Source organism: Cryobacterium tagatosivorans (assembly GCF_004402215.1).
GTDB lineage: Bacteria > Actinomycetota > Actinomycetes > Actinomycetales > Microbacteriaceae > Cryobacterium > Cryobacterium tagatosivorans.
Genome location: NZ_SOEZ01000075.1, coordinates 1 through 14,900 on the forward strand (window position 1 = coordinate 1; position 14,900 = coordinate 14,900).

The 14,900-nt window shown below is 68.3% G+C and carries 17 protein-coding genes and 1 tRNA gene; 9 read left to right on the forward strand and 9 right to left on the reverse strand.

The window, feature by feature from the left end:
- The first annotated feature begins 690 nt into the window (after window positions 1–690).
- Window positions 691–1,122, forward strand: coding sequence for an SRPBCC family protein (locus E3O23_RS15215; RefSeq protein ID WP_134492458.1), 432 nt, complete (start codon window positions 691–693; stop codon window positions 1,120–1,122).
- 15 nt (window positions 1,123–1,137) lie between these two features.
- Here the strand turns inward: E3O23_RS15215 and E3O23_RS15220 are convergent, their stop codons facing one another.
- The 3 genes from E3O23_RS15220 to E3O23_RS15230 form a co-directional block, all read right to left on the reverse strand.
- Window positions 1,138–1,908 carry an SGNH/GDSL hydrolase family protein gene (locus tag E3O23_RS15220; RefSeq protein ID WP_134492460.1) on the reverse strand — a complete coding sequence of 257 codons (771 nt, stop codon included), beginning with the start codon at window positions 1,906–1,908 and terminating at the stop codon, window positions 1,138–1,140.
- The gene (locus E3O23_RS15225; RefSeq protein WP_134492462.1) at window positions 1,901–2,473 is read right to left on the reverse strand and encodes a HEAT repeat domain-containing protein; all 573 of its coding nucleotides are present in this window, start codon (window positions 2,471–2,473) and stop codon (window positions 1,901–1,903) included. Before E3O23_RS15225 ends, E3O23_RS15220 begins: the two co-directional genes overlap by 8 nt.
- Before the next feature lie 65 nt (window positions 2,474–2,538).
- Window positions 2,539–2,997 (reverse strand): GNAT family N-acetyltransferase, encoded by a 459-nt coding sequence (locus E3O23_RS15230; protein ID WP_166790536.1) that lies wholly within the window; start codon window positions 2,995–2,997, stop codon window positions 2,539–2,541.
- A gap of 67 nt (window positions 2,998–3,064) precedes the next feature.
- Here E3O23_RS15230 and E3O23_RS15235 point away from each other — a divergent pair, with 67 nt between their 5' ends.
- From E3O23_RS15235 to E3O23_RS15245, 3 genes are read left to right on the forward strand one after another with little or no spacing between them, the layout of a single operon-like run.
- The gene (locus E3O23_RS15235; protein ID WP_134492466.1) at window positions 3,065–3,511 is read left to right on the forward strand and encodes an FAS1-like dehydratase domain-containing protein; all 447 of its coding nucleotides are present in this window, start codon (window positions 3,065–3,067) and stop codon (window positions 3,509–3,511) included.
- Window positions 3,508–3,936: a MaoC family dehydratase gene (locus tag E3O23_RS15240; protein WP_134492468.1), complete on the forward strand. Its 429-nt coding sequence runs from the start codon at window positions 3,508–3,510 to the stop codon at window positions 3,934–3,936. The genes E3O23_RS15235 and E3O23_RS15240 overlap by 4 nt, the downstream gene beginning before the upstream one ends.
- Before the next feature lie 11 nt (window positions 3,937–3,947).
- Window positions 3,948–5,102 carry a UDP-N-acetylmuramate dehydrogenase gene (locus E3O23_RS15245; protein ID WP_134492658.1) on the forward strand — a complete coding sequence of 385 codons (1,155 nt, stop codon included), beginning with the start codon at window positions 3,948–3,950 and terminating at the stop codon, window positions 5,100–5,102.
- A gap of 33 nt (window positions 5,103–5,135) precedes the next feature.
- On the opposite strand, the gene E3O23_RS15250 is transcribed toward E3O23_RS15245, so the two are convergent.
- From E3O23_RS15250 to E3O23_RS15260, 3 genes are all read right to left on the reverse strand, one after another.
- Window positions 5,136–5,993 carry an ABC transporter permease gene (locus tag E3O23_RS15250; RefSeq protein ID WP_134492470.1) on the reverse strand — a complete coding sequence of 286 codons (858 nt, stop codon included), beginning with the start codon at window positions 5,991–5,993 and terminating at the stop codon, window positions 5,136–5,138.
- Entirely contained in the window at window positions 5,990–6,883 is an 894-nt protein-coding gene (locus tag E3O23_RS15255; RefSeq protein ID WP_134492472.1) for an ABC transporter ATP-binding protein, read from the reverse strand. The genes E3O23_RS15250 and E3O23_RS15255 overlap by 4 nt, the downstream gene beginning before the upstream one ends.
- Before the next feature lie 116 nt (window positions 6,884–6,999).
- Complete coding sequence (locus E3O23_RS15260; protein WP_166790537.1) at window positions 7,000–8,202, reverse strand: pyridoxal phosphate-dependent aminotransferase; 1,203 nt, start codon at window positions 8,200–8,202, stop codon at window positions 7,000–7,002.
- Between the two features lie 174 nt (window positions 8,203–8,376).
- On the opposite strand from E3O23_RS15260, the gene E3O23_RS15265 reads away from it, so the two are divergent.
- From E3O23_RS15265 to rplA, 5 genes are all read left to right on the forward strand, one after another.
- A tRNA-Trp gene (locus tag E3O23_RS15265) sits at window positions 8,377–8,449 on the forward strand.
- A 42-nt stretch (window positions 8,450–8,491) separates the two neighbouring features.
- Window positions 8,492–8,767 carry a preprotein translocase subunit SecE gene (gene secE / locus E3O23_RS15270; RefSeq protein WP_134492474.1) on the forward strand — a complete coding sequence of 92 codons (276 nt, stop codon included), beginning with the start codon at window positions 8,492–8,494 and terminating at the stop codon, window positions 8,765–8,767.
- Window positions 8,768–8,863: 96 nt separating this feature from the next.
- On the forward strand, window positions 8,864–9,826 hold the full coding sequence (gene nusG / locus E3O23_RS15275; protein ID WP_134492476.1) for a transcription termination/antitermination protein NusG: 963 nt from the start codon (window positions 8,864–8,866) through the stop codon (window positions 9,824–9,826).
- Window positions 9,827–9,902: 76 nt separating this feature from the next.
- A complete protein-coding gene (gene rplK, locus E3O23_RS15280; RefSeq protein WP_092323402.1) occupies window positions 9,903–10,334 on the forward strand; it encodes a 50S ribosomal protein L11 in 432 nt (143 codons plus the stop codon).
- A gap of 92 nt (window positions 10,335–10,426) precedes the next feature.
- The gene (rplA, locus tag E3O23_RS15285; RefSeq protein ID WP_092323404.1) at window positions 10,427–11,116 is read left to right on the forward strand and encodes a 50S ribosomal protein L1; all 690 of its coding nucleotides are present in this window, start codon (window positions 10,427–10,429) and stop codon (window positions 11,114–11,116) included.
- A gap of 120 nt (window positions 11,117–11,236) precedes the next feature.
- On the opposite strand, the gene E3O23_RS15290 is transcribed toward rplA, so the two are convergent.
- From E3O23_RS15290 to E3O23_RS15300, 3 genes are all read right to left on the reverse strand, one after another.
- Window positions 11,237–12,742, reverse strand: a complete 1,506-nt coding sequence (locus E3O23_RS15290) for an APC family permease (RefSeq protein WP_134492478.1) — start codon at window positions 12,740–12,742, stop codon at window positions 11,237–11,239.
- A gap of 339 nt (window positions 12,743–13,081) precedes the next feature.
- Window positions 13,082–13,420 carry a cupin domain-containing protein gene (locus tag E3O23_RS15295; protein ID WP_134492480.1) on the reverse strand — a complete coding sequence of 113 codons (339 nt, stop codon included), beginning with the start codon at window positions 13,418–13,420 and terminating at the stop codon, window positions 13,082–13,084.
- 35 nt (window positions 13,421–13,455) lie between these two features.
- Window positions 13,456–14,886: an NAD(P)/FAD-dependent oxidoreductase gene (locus E3O23_RS15300; RefSeq protein WP_134492482.1), complete on the reverse strand. Its 1,431-nt coding sequence runs from the start codon at window positions 14,884–14,886 to the stop codon at window positions 13,456–13,458.
- Window positions 14,887–14,900 lie beyond the last annotated feature (14 nt).

Consider the following 14,900-nt stretch of genomic DNA (forward strand, 5'->3'; position numbering starts at 1 on the left):
ACCAAATCTGACAGCCGGCGATCAGAGACCGGCTTCACCCACCCTGTACGCGCCATACCGTCAACGTAACACGAAAGACCTTAACTGAACGGTATTGCGTTTAGCCCTTAGAAACTCCGGTCTAAACTCCTTTCTAGATACGGGATGTTGAGGGATCACCCGGGCCACTCGGGGTCGCAGCATCTATCTAAAACGCTGGTTTACGAGCAGAAAACGCAATCTAGGTCTACTGATTCAAGTCTTATCGCTCATAATCGTGGTGTCGCGGGTTCAATTCCCGCTCCCGCTACCACAGTCCCGAGGTTTGAAGATCTCGGGACTTTTCCGTTCCTGCCGCGCCGCTGAGCTGCCGTGAGTTGCCGTGCGGCCCGGGTATGGGGGCAGGTCACCCCGACGATGTCCTACCCCCGATGGGTGTGCTTCTGTTCCTACCGCATGGGGACCCTCTCATTAGGGCCTAAGGGTCGGAATTCGGGGAGCACCCCTATCTGCAGGAACTGTACCAACCTTCGAAGGGCCGGTCGAGGGGGTGGACATTTGCCCTCCCAGGGCGCATAGTCTCTGCGTCGGGGCATGGTTCGCGCGTCAGCGCCCGCGGGGTTGTCCATCGCGCGCGGTGTCCGAGGCGACGCCGTCCCCGGCCACGGCCACGCTACGAGGGCCGACACGCACCCAATGTGGAGGATGAAAATGGCACGAGTCACCGAAAAAATCGACCTCAACGTCCCCGTTGAGCAGGCCTACGCGCGGTGGACCCACCTCGAATCGCTTCCCGAGTTCCTCGAATTCGTCGACTCGGTCACGAAGATCGACGAGACCCGCTCGCACTGGAAGGTCAGGATCCGCGGGGAAGCTCGCGAATTCGACGTGATCATGGAACAGCGCCCCAACGAGAGCATCTCCTGGACCAGCATCGGCGGGGACGAGACGCACGCCGGGATGGTCAGCTTCGACGCCTTGTCCGACGCGTCCTGCCGGGTGACGGTGCGGCTCGATTGGGCGGCCGAGGGGCTGGTCGAGAAGACCGGCGCGATCTTCGGCGTTGATGACCACGTCGTCAAGCGAGACCTCCGCAAGTTCAGGGACATGATGGAGGGGCGCGCCAGCGACGTGACCGACTAACCGGACGGGCCGAGGTCAGCCGAGGTCGACCGGTTCCAGGATCGGTCGCTTCGGCGGACGCCCGTCGCCGGAGGAGCGCCCGGTGAGGCGCCGTCCGATCCACGGCAGCACGAATTCGCGGTAGTAGGCGGCGGTTCCCTGCACGCGGTCGTCGGCCGGCGCCTGGCCCTCGGCATCCGTTCCCCACTCACCGGGAACCGGCACGTCGAGGGCGTCGAGCACTCGCGCGGCGATTCTGGTGTGCCCGCGCGCGTTCAGGTGCAGCTTGTCGGCCGACCAGAAGCGTCGCTCCTCGAGTTCCCTGTCGGCCCAATTGTCGACGAGCGTGACCCCGGGCCGGGTGAACGCGGCCCGGCAGGCATCCGCCAGCAGGTCGCCGCGGCGCTGGATGAGCGCGCCCATCGGCAGGTGCCGGGACGGGTTCGCCCCGCTGAGCATGACCACGTGCGCGCCCTGCGCGATCGCGCGGTCGACCACGACGCCGAGGAGGTCGACGACGTAGGGGATCTCGACCCGGGGACGCATCAGGTCGTTCCCCCCGCCGCAGATGCTCACCAGGTCGGGGGACTGGGCCAGGGCCGGCTCGAGCTGGTCCGCGACGATGGGTCCGAGCAGCTTGCCGCGGACGGCGAGGTTCGCGTAGGCGACCGGGGCGGTGGACGCCTCGGCGAGCCCGAGCGCGACAAGGTCGGCCCAGCCGCGCACCTGTCCGCCGGGCAGGTCGTCGCCGACGCCTTCGGTGAAGCTGTCGCCGATCGCGACGTACCGCTCGAAGCGGTTACTCACCGGTATGAGCGGGCTCCGTGGGGAGTTCCAGCCGGGCCGTGAGTTCGTCGCGGGCCTGCTGGGCCGCCCGGCGCACGTCCTTGTCGGGGTCGCGCAGGCGCGCGGTGATGGCGCCCAGGTCGTCGGCCGTGCCCTGCGCTGCGAGAGCGTGGAGGGCTGCGGCCCGGCACCGCGGCACCTCATCGGTCGTCATTCGCACGAGCTTGGGCGCGACCTGGAGGCCGCGGAGCAGGATGACCCTGGCGCACATCTCGCGCACCCGCCAGGCCTGGTTGGTGAGGCCGACGACGACGTACGGGGCGGCGGCGGCGCTCCAGACGTAGAGCAGCGCACGAGCGCCCCACAGCTCCGGCCAGTACAGGGCGGGGGCTCCATCGAGGATGCCCAGCGCGTGCTTTCCGCCGGCGTAAAGCAGGAAGTCCTTGCCGGCGTTCTTGGCGCGGAGGAGGGCGATCGAGTTGTCGATCACGGTCTGCTCACCGTAGTGAGCGACGGCGGCGTGAATGCGTTCGGCGGTGGGGAGGTCGAACGGGACGTCGGGGTGGGGGACTAGTTTGTTATGCATCGCGATGCCAACGCTACCGCCAGAGGCTGCCGCAGGCCAATGCCGGGCCCCGGCCTGCCGGTGGCTCAGGCGTCCTCGCCTGCGAGGCGACGCTCGAATCCGGTGGCGTTCTCGTACTGGCCGTAGTTGCCGATCTCCCGGTAGCCGAGCCGGCGATAGAGGGCGAGCGCCTCGGGCTGGGCGGGGCCGGTCTCCAGCCGCACCGTGGCGTAGCCGAGTTCCCGGGCCACCGACTCGAGCTCGGCAAGCATGGCGCTGGCGAGGCCCCGCCGGCGATAATCCGGGCTGGTCCACATGCGCTTGACCTCGCAGGTGCCCGCATCCAGCCGCCGGATGCCGCCGCCGGCGACCGTGCGCCCCTCCTCGAGAAGCACGACGAAGCATCCCGCCGGAGGGTCGAACGCCTCGGCCGGGGCGTCGAGCACGGAGTCCCCGTCGCCGTAGCGGGCGTCGTACTCGCGGCGCAGGTCGGTGAGCAGGGGGTCGACCCTGGGGTCGGTCAGGCGAACGCGCACGAATTCCACGCTCACTACTCTGCCCGATCCCGGGCCGGCAGGGAGCCGCTTCGCCCCGCCCAACTACACTCGTCATGTGTCTGTGAACCCCGAACTGCAGGGCCGGGTCTTCCCGCCCGCGCCGCCGTACCTCGTCGGGCGCGAGAAGGTGCGCGAGTTTTCCCGCGCCGTCTTCGCGACCAACCCGATCAACCACGACCCGGAGGCCGCCCGCGCGGCCGGCTACGCCGACGTCGTCGCGCCACCCACCTTCGCCGTGGTCGTCCAGGAGGCGACGCTGGCCCAGCTCCTCTCGGAGCCCGGTGCGGGGATCGATTTCAGCCGGGTCGTGCACGGCGACCAGCGTTTCAGCTTCAGCCGACCGATCGTCGCCGGGGACGAGCTCACCGCGACGCTGACCGTGGCGAGCGTCAAGACCCTCGGCGGCCATTCGATGGTGACGGCCGAGTCGAACGTTGTGGACGCCGGCGGCGAGCACGTTGTCACCGCGACATCCACCCTCGTTGTCAGGGGAGACGAATGAGCACCGCACCCACCCTCGAGTCCCTGAGCGTCGGCGACGTCGTCGCGGGCGGCAGCTTCCCGCTGACCCGCGATTCCCTCGTGCGCTACGCCGGGGCATCCGGCGACTTCAACCCGATCCATTACCGCGATGACGTCGCCGTCTCCGTCGGCCTGCCCGGTGTGCTCGCGCACGGGATGCTGACCATGGGATTCGCCGTGCAGCCGGTCGTCGATTGGGCCGGCGACCCCGCGCGCATCGTCGACTACCAGGTGCGTTTCACCCGGCCCGTGCTGGTGGACCCGGTCGACGGAGCGGTCGTGACCGTTGTCGCGAAGGTCGGCGCCATCGACGAGGAAGCCCGGGTCGCCCGGATCGACCTCACCGTCACGTTCAACGACCAGAAGGTCCTTGGCAAGGCGCAGGCGCGCGTCAACCTCGCCTGAGCCGCATGTCGATGACCGATCCCGATCCCGTTCCCCTGTCCCGGCTCACGACCCTGCGCGTCGGCGGCGTCCCCGTCCGGATGGCCCTGCCGGCCACGGAGCAGGAGCTCGTGGACGCGGCCCTGGCGGCCTGGGCCTCCGGCGATGACTGGATGCTGCTCGGCGGCGGCTCGAACACCGTCGCGAGCGACGAGGGCTTCGACGGGACCGTGATCCGGGTGATCACCCGCGGGATCGAGGTCACCCCGCCCGCGGCCGGCCAGGACCGGGTGCGCCTGCGCGTGCAGGCCGGGGAACCGTGGGACGACGTCGTGGCGCACGCCGTGGCCCAGGGGTGGGCCGGCATCGAGGCGCTCTCGGGCATCCCCGGCTCCACCGGGGCGGCCCCGGTGCAGAACATCGGCGCGTACGGGCAGGAACTCGACTCCAGCCTGGTCGCCATCGACTTCCTCGACTACGAAACGGGCGCCCGCCGCCGGCTTGAGGCGGCCGAGCTCGAGCTGGGCTACCGCACCTCGGCGCTCAAGCAGGGGCTGCGGGGCATCGTGCTCGCGGTCGAGCTGGACCTGCACGACACGACGGCCGAGGCATCCGTGCTGGGCAGCGCGCTCAGCGCGCCGGTCGCCTACGGCCAGCTGGCCGGTGCGCTCGGCGTGCAGCTCGGGGACCGTGTCTCGCTCGCGACGCTCCGTGACACGGTGCTCGCCCTGCGCGCGTCGAAGGGGATGGTGCTCGACGAGAGCGACCACGACACGTGGAGCGCCGGGTCGTTCTTCACGAATCCGATCGTTACCGAAGCCTTCGGACGGACCCTGCCGGGGGACGCCCCGCGCTGGCCGATCGGGCCCCCGGACGAGCTGCCCGACCGGGTCATCCCGCTCACCGACTACGCCGGGGTCGGGCCGATCCCCGGAGCGGGGGCCACTGTGCGCCTGGTGAAGCTCAGCGCGGCCTGGCTGATCGAGCACGCGGGGATCTCCCGCGGCTTCCGGCTGCCGGGCTCGCGCGCCGCCGTGTCGAGCAAGCACACGCTCGCCCTCACGAACACCGGCGGCGCCACAGCCGACGAAATCGCCCAACTGGCCCGCTACGTGCAGGGCCGCGTGCAGGCCGAGTTCGGTGTCATCCTGCAGCCGGAACCCGTGCTCGTCGGGCTGCACCTGTAACCAGTCGCCCCCTCAGCGGGCGAGGCGGGCGGGTCAGCTGTCGCGGCGGATCCAGCGGAAGGTGAGCCGGCTGAGCACGAGCCCGACCCCGAGCCAGACGGCCAGGTTGAGCGCGACCAGCGGGAGGTCGAAGGATCCGGACGGTTCGAGGGAGGCGAAACCCTCCGGCAGGAAGACGGCGCGCATGCCCTGCGCCATCCACTTCAGCGGGAACAGGCTCGCGATGTTCTGCATCCATTCGGGCAGGACGTAGAACTGCAGGTACACCCCCGAGATGAATTGCAGGACCAGCACGATCGGGATGACCACGGCCGTGGCGCTCTTGCCGGAGCGCGGCAGCGCCGAGAGGGCGATCCCGAGGAAGGCGCAGGTGATGACGCCGAACAGGAACACCCACGCGAAGGTCAGCCACTTCTCCGGCTCGCTCGGCAGCTCGATGTCGAGCAGGAAGCGGGCGACGAGGAGCAGCAGGCCGGCCTGGAGGATCCCGGTGACGAGAACCTGCCCGATCTTGCCCATGAAGTAGCTCAGCGGGGACAGGGGCGTGCCGCCGAGGCGCTTGAGCGTGCCGTCGGACTTCTCCCCGGCGATGTCGACGGACAGGTTCTGCACGCCGGAAAGCAGCATGCCGGCGGCGAGCATGCCGGGCAGGTAGTACGCGCCGACGCTGATGCCCCCGCTGCCGTCCGGCGCCGTGCCGATGTTGCCGGCCGCCCCGAAGGCCGCCGTGAAGATGCCGAGCATGATGAACGGGAACAGGAAGGTGAAGAACACGCTGTCCGGCGTGCGGAAGTAGACCCGCGTTTCGTACCCCACCCGGGTCGCGCCGAGCCGCAGGATGCGCCCCAGGCTTCCGCGAGCGGGCGTCGTGGCGGTGCCGGCCGTGCTCATGCACGGACCTCTGTCTCGCGGCTGTTCTCGGGGTCGGGCCGCGCGCCCCGGACCAGGCCGAGGTAGACGTCTTCCAGGCTCGGGCGGATGATCTCCAGGTCCCCGGGCTCGCGGCCCAGCGACGCGACGAGGCCCGCAACGATCCGCGCGGGTTCGTGGCTGCGCGCCTCGCGGAGCACCCCCGCCTCGTCGCGCCAGCGCACGAGCGGCACCCGCGCCTCCGCGCCGCCGATCTCGTCGATCGCGCCGATGTCGATCAGCCGGCCCTCGTTGATCACCCCGGCGCGGTCGCCCAACTGCGCGGCCTCGTCGAGGTAATGGGTGGTGAGCAGGATCGTGGTTCCCTCCGCCTTGAGCCGGCGCACGAGGTCCCAGAACTGGTGGCGCGCCTCGGGGTCGAAACCCGTGGTCGGCTCGTCCAGGAAGAGCAACTCCGGCCGTCCGATGATCCCGAGCGCGACATCCACCCTGCGCCGCTGTCCGCCGGAGAGCTTGCCGATCCGGGTCTTCGCCTTCGACTGGAGGCCCACGGCCTCGATGACCTCGCCGACGCGGCGCGGGTTCTGATAGAAGCCCGCGAAGTGGGTGAGTTGTTCGGTCACGGTGACGTTGCCGCTCTCGGCCGCGGACTGCAGCACGATGCCCAGGCGCGCCTTCCAGCCCAGCCCGCCGCGCCGCGGATCGACGCCGAGCACGCTCACCTCGCCCGACGTGCGGTCGCGGTAGCCCTCGAGGACCTCGATCGTGGTGCTTTTCCCCGCGCCGTTGGGCCCGAGCAGGGCGAACGTCTCACCGGCGTGGATGTCGAAGCTGACGCCGCTGACGGCGTCGACGCTTCCGTAGGACTTGCGCAGGTCGCGCACCCGCACGACGGGGGCCAGGGATGTCATGCGCCCAGATTCCCACATTCCCGCGTGGTTCGCCGCCCTGAGGGGTCGCAGATCGACCTTCATCGGGCTCGGGAAGGTCGATTTGCGACCCCTCAGGGGGTTGGGAGGGGCTCGGGTCAGGCGAAGAGGCGCTGGAGGCGCTGGATGCCCTCGACCAGCGGCGCGTCGCCGAGGGCGTAGGAGAGGCGCAGGTACCCGCTGGGGCCGAAGGCCTCGCCGGGGACGACGGCGACCTCGGCCTGGTCGAGGATGAGGTCGGCGAGTTCGAGCGAGGTGTTGGCGGTCACCCCGCCCCAGGTGCGCCCGAGCAGGCCGGACACGTCGGGGTAGACGTAGAAGGCGCCCTGCGGGGTCGGCGTGAGCATGCCGGGGATCTTGTTGAGCTCGGCGACGATGATCTTGCGCCGGCGGTCGAAGGCGTCGCGCATCGCGAGGGCGGCATCCTGCGGTCCGTTCAGGGCGGCGATGGCCGCACGCTGGGAGATGTTCGACACGTTGGACGAGAGGTGCGACTGGAGATTGGCGGCGGCCTTGATCGCGTCGGCCGGGCCGACCATCCAGCCGAGCCGCCAGCCGGTCATGGCGTAGGTCTTGGCGACGCCGTTGACGAGGATGGTGCGGTCGGCGAGCGCCGGAACGGCCTCGACGATGGAGACGGCGCGCACGCCGTCGTAGGTGAGGTTCTGGTAGATCTCGTCCGAGACGACCCACAGGCCATGCTCCTCGGCCCACTCGCCGATGGCCCTGGTCTGCTCCGGGGAGTAGACGGCCCCCGTGGGGTTGGACGGCGACACGAACAGGAGCACCTTGGTGCGCTCGGTTCGAGCCGCCTCCAACTGGTCGACGGTGACGAGGTAGCCCTGGTCGCTGCCGGCGAAGACGTCCACCTGCATGCCGCCGGCAAGCCTGATCGCCTCGGGGTAGGTGGTCCAGTACGGCGTGGGCACGAGCACCTCGTCGCCCGGGTCGAGCAGCGTGGCGAACGCCTGGTAGACCGCCTGCTTGCCGCCGTTAGTGACGACGACCTGGCCGGGCGACACCTCCAGCCCGCTGTCGCGCAGCGTCTTGGCCGCGATGGCCTCGCGGAGTTCCGGCAGTCCCGCCGCGGGCGTGTAGCGGTAGTTCTTCGGGTCCCGCACCGCGGCCAGCGCGGCATCGACGATGTGCTCAGGGGTCTGGAAATCCGGCTCGCCGGCGGCGTAGCTGATCACCGGACGGCCGGCCGCCTGGAGCGCCTTGGCCTTACCGTCGACCTTGAGGGTTGCCGACTCCGCGATGGAGCCGACTCGGGTGGAGATTCGCTTGAGTTCGTGGGCCACGATACGAGCATAGGGGGACCGTCCGGTCCGGCACAGGCCGGGCTCGGCTTTACAGGGGTGCCGGAGTGACCTAGACTTGATCGAGGTAGTTGAAATCTGCCATGCTTTTCTGCGCCCATTTTTGTTGTCTGACAACCGGGATGCGCGCGACGAGGTGGTGGGGATTTCATTCCTAGGGTGGTGGCTCAATTGGTAGAGCAGCGGTCTCCAAAACCGCAGGTTGCAGGTTCGAGTCCTGTCCGCCCTGCAAGTCGGTGGTATTTCCGTCGGCCCATGAAAGGTGTGACAGGTGGCCCGAACAGTTATCGACGAACCTAGTGAGGAAATCGTCGCCAACGCGAGAATCGCCCGCGAATCGAAGCGCGGACCGTTCGCTCGGCTGACCCTGTTCATCAAGCAGGTGCTGGCCGAACTCCGCAAGGTTGTCACGCCGACCCGCAAGGAACTCCTGAGCTACACGGGCGTCGTGCTGGTCTTCGTGGTCATCATGATGGCCCTGGTGTCCGGCCTCGACTGGGTGTTCGCGCTCGTCGTGACCTATGTGTTCGGAACGCCCACGGGCTAGAGCACGTGCCGCCCGGCGCATCCTGCGTTGATTTTCATGGCAACTCTGAACGGGCAACGATTTCGTGCCTGTTCGATAGATAAGGACTGAGATTTAGTGACTGAGACGAAACACGGCGACGTCGACTGGGCTACCGCCGCAGAGCAGTCCTCCGACGAGGATGAGGCGCAGGAAGGCAACATCCTCGCCGAAGAAGAAGACGCCGTAGAGCCCGCCGAGCACGCTGCCCTGCACGTCATCGACCCCAACGCCAACATCGAGGACAACCTCGACGCCGCGCTGGACGCCCTCGCCGAGGCCACCGATCCCGAAGCCGACGAGGTCGTCAACGACGCCCTCGACATCGATTCCGCCGACGAGGCCGAGGCCGCCGCCGAGGCCGTCGAGGACGAGGCCCCGGTCGCCGCAACCGAAGAGGTCGCCGCCGACGAGACGCCCGAAGACCCGTACGACGAATTCCGCAAGGAACTGCGTTTCCAGCCGGGCAAGTGGTACGTCATTCACTCCTACGCCGGCTTCGAACGCCGCGTGAAGTCGAACATCGAGAACCGCAAGCAGTCGATGGCCATGGAAGATTACATCTACCAGGTCGAGGTTCCGATGGAAGACGTCGTCGAGATCAAGAACGGCCAGCGCAAGATGGTCACCCGCGTGCGCATCCCCGGATACGTTCTCGTTCGCATGGACCTCAACGAGGACAGCTGGTCCGTTGTGCGCCACACGCCCGGAGTCACGGGCTTCGTCGGCAACTCGCACAACCCGACCCCGCTCCGCTTCGAGGAGGCCTTCGGCATGCTGAAGAGCCTCGTCGAGATCAAAGAGGCTCCGAGCATCAAGACCGGCGGCGGACAGGGCGGCAAGGCCGCGTCCCGCGTGCTTCCCGCCGAGATCGACTTCGAGATCGGCGAGACCATCACCATCAAGGAAGGCTCGTTCGCGGGCCTGCCCGGTTCCATCAACGAGATCAAGCCGGAGAGCGGCAAGCTCATCGTGCTGGTGTCCTTGTTCGAACGTGAGACCCCGGTCGAGCTCAGCTTCGACCAGGTCACCAAGCTTTAAGTCCACCGGGGCCCGTCCGGGCCCTCGGGAGAGCATGCCCTTGTGGCTGCTCGAACATCAATAAGAAGGAAGAACAATGGCACCGAAGAAGAAGGTTACCGGTCTGATCAAGCTTCAGATCAAGGCCGGCGCCGCCAACCCAGCACCGCCCATCGGGCCGGCGCTTGGCCAGCACGGCGTTAACATCATGGAGTTCTGCAAGGCGTACAACGCCCAGACGGAAGCCCAGCGCGGAAACGTCATCCCGGTTGAGATCACCGTGTACGACGACCGCTCATTCACGTTCATCCTGAAGACCCCGCCGGCGGCGGAGCTCATCAAGAAGGCAGCCGGCGTTGCCAAGGGCAGCGGCACCCCGCACACCGTCAAGGTTGCGAAGCTCACCCAGGCGCAGGTTCGCGAGATCGCCACGACGAAGATGGTTGACCTCAACGCCAACGACCTCGACGCGGCATCGAAGATCATCGCCGGAACCGCCCGCTCCATGGGCATCACGGTCGAGGCCTAACCCTCACCCCCCGGCATCCCGCCACCCAGCAGTACGTGGAAGAGCCAGCCAGGCTCGCACCACACTCTCAAATTTTTGTACAGGAGATTCAAATGGCACAGAAGTCAAAGGCCTATCGGGCCGCGGCCGAGAAGATCGAAGCCGACAAGTTCTACACCCCCACCGAGGCCGTCACCCTGGCCAAGGAGACCGGCTCCGCCAAGTTCAACTCCACGGTTGAGGTCGCCCTCAAGCTTGGTGTCGACCCGCGCAAGGCAGACCAGATGGTGCGCGGCACCGTCATCCTGCCGCATGGTACCGGTAAGACCGCCCGCGTCATCGTCTTCGCAACCGGCCCGGCCGCCGAGGCAGCTATCGCTGCCGGCGCCGACGAGGTCGGTGGCGACGAGCTCATTGAGAAGGTGGCCGCCGGCTACACCTCGTTCGACTCCGCCGTCTCGACCCCCGAGCTCATGGGTAAGGTCGGTCGTCTCGGTAAGGTCCTCGGCCCGCGCGGCCTCATGCCGAACCCGAAGACCGGCACCGTGACGCCCAACGTCGCGAAGGCGGTCTCCGACATCAAGGGCGGAAAGATCGAGTTCCGCGTCGACAAGCACTCCAACGTGCACTTCGTCGTCGGCAAGGCATCCTTCACCGCCGAGCAGCTGAACGAGAACATCGGCGCGGCACTCGAGGAGATCGTTCGCCTCAAGCCGAGCTCCTCGAAGGGCCGCTACATCACGAAGGGCGCCGTCTCGACCACGTTCGGCCCCGGCATCCCGCTCGACGTGAACAGCATCTAAGCTCCATCATCGTCAGGAAAGGCCCGCTTCGGCGGGCCTTTCCTGTTCCCCCGGGCAGCGCGGGGCGAACGACGAGAAGGGCCCGTCTTTCGACGGGCCCTTCTGCGTGCACGGAGGTCTCTACTGCGTGCTGGGGTGCTCCCGGATCTGCCTGGCCATCTCGATGGCGTCGCCTTCCGGCGCGTGCGAGGCGCTGTGCGGCTTGGCGATGAAGAGGTAGAGCAGCCCGCTGCCCATCACGACGCCGAGGCCGATGAGCACGATCCAGTCGTCGAGGATGACCCCGGATGTCCCCGGCTGGCCGAGGAGATACATCGCGAACAGTCCGTACGCGAGGGCGAGGATGTTGACGATGATCCCGGCCCCGCCCAGGTTGAACGGTCCGGCCGGCTTCCAGCCCTTCAGGCGCTGCCGGAGCGCGGCGAGCACCACGGCCTGGAACGCGACGTAGATGCCGATCACCGCGAAGGCAGTGATCCGCACCAGCAGGGTGCTCCCGCCAACGTAGATCAACAGGCAGAGCAGCAGCGGGATCGTGCAGGCGACGATGAGGGCGTTGACCGGCACGGCGCGGCGTGGGGACACATGGGCCAGCCACTTGTGGCCCGGGATCATCCCGTCCCTGGCGAACGAGAACAGCAGGCGGCTGGCCGCGGCCTGCAGGCTGAGCACGCAGGACAGGAACGCGGTGAGCGCCACGACGAGGAAGAGCTTCGACCCGACGGTGCCGAGAGAGGACTCCAGGATCGCGGGGATCGGATCGGCGTTCTCTCCATTGACGATCGACTGGAGGTCGGGAGCGGCCATCACGTAACCGCCGAAGGAGAACAGGGCGGACACTCCGCCGACCAGGATCGTCATGATCATCGCCGTCGGGATGCGCCTGGCCGGGCTCTCGACCTCCTCCGCGACATCGCCGCAGGCCTCGAACCCGTAGAACAGGAAGAGCCCGGCGAGGGCCGCGCCGAGGAAGGCCGCGGCGTAGCTGCCATCGCCCTCAACGCCCATGGAGTCGAAGAACACGCTGAACTCCTGCTTGCGCTGGAAGATCAGCAGGTACAGCCCGAGGCCCACGACGCCGATGAGTTCGGCGGCCAGACCGATCCGGGCGACCCGCGCGAGCATCTTCGTGCCGGAGAAGTTGATCCCGAAGGCGACGATGAGGAAGAGTGCGGAGAGGCCGAGCGTCACCTCGTTGGTCACCGGGGCGTTGATCAGGCTCGCGAGGAAGCCGGTGCCGTACTCCGCCACCGCCGTGATCGTCACCAGCATCGCCCAGATGTACACCCAGGCAGCCATCCAGGCGTAACGCTTGCCCCAGAGCCGGCGCGACCACGGGTAGATGCCGCCGGCGATCGGGTACTGGGACACGACCTCGCCGAAGACCAGGGCCACCAGGAGCTGTCCGGCTCCGACGATGACGATCCAGAAGATCGAGGGCGGCCCGCCCGTGCTCAGGGCGAGGGCGAACAGCGAGTACACCCCGACGAGCGGCGACAGGTAGGTGAAGCCGAGGGCGAAGTTCCCCCACCAGGACATGGAGCGGACGAACGAGTCGTCGTAGCCCAGGACCTTGAGGTGCTCCGCGTCGCCGAGTCTCTTCTGGGTGGGTTGATCAACTGACATGATGACCTCTTTCGGATCAAGCCGGAGGCTTGCGCGACCGCCCACCTGGCCGCAAACACCTCATTGTGTGTGCTCAACATACTGCCGTCGCCGGCACAATCCGGCGGAACGGGACGTTCGGCCCCGCGCGGCGTGTCGAATCACGCGAAAATCGCCGATCCCGGCGGTGAACTCCGCGTACGCGGCGATTCTCGTCCCTGAATGGCGATTCCGCTACGCTTTCCGTCGCACGCTCTTCCCGCTCCGCCCCCGCTTTACTTCCCGCGAAACCGCAGTTGTGCGCGCTAAAACGCGCGCATTTCGCGCACAACTGCGGTTTCGCGGTGGGTGGGTGGGCGGTCAGGCCAGGTAGAGCTTGCGAAGCGTTTCCGTCACGGTCCAGACGGTGCGCATGCCGGCGCTGAGCCGAACAATGTCGCCGGGGGCGAGCCGGATGCGGCGCCCGTCGTCCTCGAAGTGGACGGTCGCCGCGCCGCTCAGCACGAGGAACACCTCGTCGGCCTCGACGTCGCGCATGGACCCCGGTGACATCTCCCAGACGCCGATCTCGGTGTCGCCGAGCATGCCGAGCACTGTGGACCCGGTGCCGGGAGCGCCGGCGACGACCTGCGCGGCCGGGACGGGGTCTCGCTCGATTCGCAGGGCTGCGGCTGCGGTGGCGTGGCCGGGGGTGAGCATCCGTTGTCTCCGTTGGTCGGTGGGCTGAGGGGCGGCTAGGAGTCGAAGCCGAGGCCGAGGGCGTCGAGCGTCTTCAGGATCACGTTGCGGCGTCCGCCGTTGTGGTCGGCGCGGTCGAGCGACCACCGCGTCGTCTGGATGCCCATCGACGCGATCGGCTCGGGCGGGAAGGGGAGCGCGCGGCCGCGCACCATCTCCAGCTGCGTGCGCTCGGTCTGCCGCCCGGCGAGCTGGTCGAGCATGACCTTCGCCGCGAAGTGGGTCGCGCCCACGCCCAGGCCGGTGAAGCCGGCCGCGTAGGCGATACGGCCGCCGCGGGCGGTTCCGAAGAAGGCGCAGAACCGGGTGGAGGTGTCGATCGCGCCCGCCCAGCGGTGGCTGAACCGGAGGCCGGCCAGCTGCGGGAAGGTGGTGAAGAAGTGGCTCGCGAGCCGCTCGTAGCTCGCCGGGCGGTTCTCGTACTCGCTCCGGACCCGCGCGCCGTAGTGATAGATCGCGTCGTAGCCGCCGAAGAGGATGCGGTTGTCGGCGCTGAGCCGGTAGTAGTGGAACTGGTTGGCAAGGTCGCTCAGGCCCTGCCGGTGCTGCCAGCCGATCGAGGCGAGCTGCTCGGCGCTGAGCGGCTCGGTCATCAGCACGTAGTCGTAGACGGGCACGGTGGACAGGCGGTTGCGCTTGAGCAGCGACGGGAAGACGTTCGTGGCCAGCGCGGTCTTCCGGGCCCGGACGGTGCCCGACGGCGTGACCAGGTTGCTGCCCTGGGCCGGGCCGAGGCCCGCGCTGTCGAGCCGCCGCACGGGGGTGTGTTCGAAGATTTCGACGCCGAGTTCCGTCGCGACCCGGGCGAGTTCGGCCGCCAGTTTGCCGGGGTGCACGAGGGCGTTGCTGCGCCGGTGCCAGAGCCCAGCCAGGTAGGTGGGCGAGTCGACCTCCCGGCGCACGGCCGCGGCATCGAGGAAGACGGTGTCGGCGCCGGTCGGTTCCTCCCTCAGCCAGTCCACCTGGTGCTCCTCGATGGCGAGGTCGATGGCCCCGGTGCGCTCGAAGTCGCAGTCGAGCCCGAGGTCGGTGACGCTCCGCTCGATCTCGTCGAGGTTCGTCAGTCCGAGTTCGTTCAGCCGGTCGATCTCGTTCGGCCAGCGGCTGCGGCCGTTCTCCTCGCCGTGGGTCAGGCTCGCCTCGCAGAAGCCGCCGTTCCGCCCGGATGCTGCCCAGCCGACGGTTCGCGCCTCGAGCAGCACCACCCGGGCGCCGGGATCCTGCTGCTTGGCGATGAGGGCGGTCCAGAGGCCGAGGTATCCGGCGCCGACGACCGCGAGGTCGCAGTCCAGGTCCGCCGAGAGCCGGGGATGCCGCGGCTGAGGGGCGATGTCGTCGAGCCAGAACGGCGCGTGCCTGGTGTCGCCGAGGGATTGGGCGATGACGGATGCGGCGGGCCGGGCCCGTTCGAAAATCGTGCTTCCCACGGGGGGCTCCTTCT

Coding starts and splice junctions, on each gene's coding strand:
- rplA (WP_092323404.1), top strand. CDS start 10,427: ATGGCACAGAAGTCAAAGGCCTATCGGGCCGCGGCCGAGAAGATCGAA.
- E3O23_RS15295 (WP_134492480.1), bottom strand. CDS start 13,420: ATGCTCACCCCCGGCCACGCCACCGCAGCCGCAGCCCTGCGAATCGAG.
- E3O23_RS15255 (WP_134492472.1), bottom strand. CDS start 6,883: ATGACATCCCTGGCCCCCGTCGTGCGGGTGCGCGACCTGCGCAAGTCC.
- E3O23_RS15250 (WP_134492470.1), bottom strand. CDS start 5,993: ATGAGCACGGCCGGCACCGCCACGACGCCCGCTCGCGGAAGCCTGGGG.
- E3O23_RS15215 (WP_134492458.1), top strand. CDS start 691: ATGGCACGAGTCACCGAAAAAATCGACCTCAACGTCCCCGTTGAGCAG.
- rplK (WP_092323402.1), top strand. CDS start 9,903: ATGGCACCGAAGAAGAAGGTTACCGGTCTGATCAAGCTTCAGATCAAG.
- E3O23_RS15245 (WP_134492658.1), top strand. CDS start 3,948: ATGACCGATCCCGATCCCGTTCCCCTGTCCCGGCTCACGACCCTGCGC.
- E3O23_RS15225 (WP_134492462.1), bottom strand. CDS start 2,473: ATGCATAACAAACTAGTCCCCCACCCCGACGTCCCGTTCGACCTCCCC.
- E3O23_RS15290 (WP_134492478.1), bottom strand. CDS start 12,742: ATGTCAGTTGATCAACCCACCCAGAAGAGACTCGGCGACGCGGAGCAC.
- E3O23_RS15240 (WP_134492468.1), top strand. CDS start 3,508: ATGAGCACCGCACCCACCCTCGAGTCCCTGAGCGTCGGCGACGTCGTC.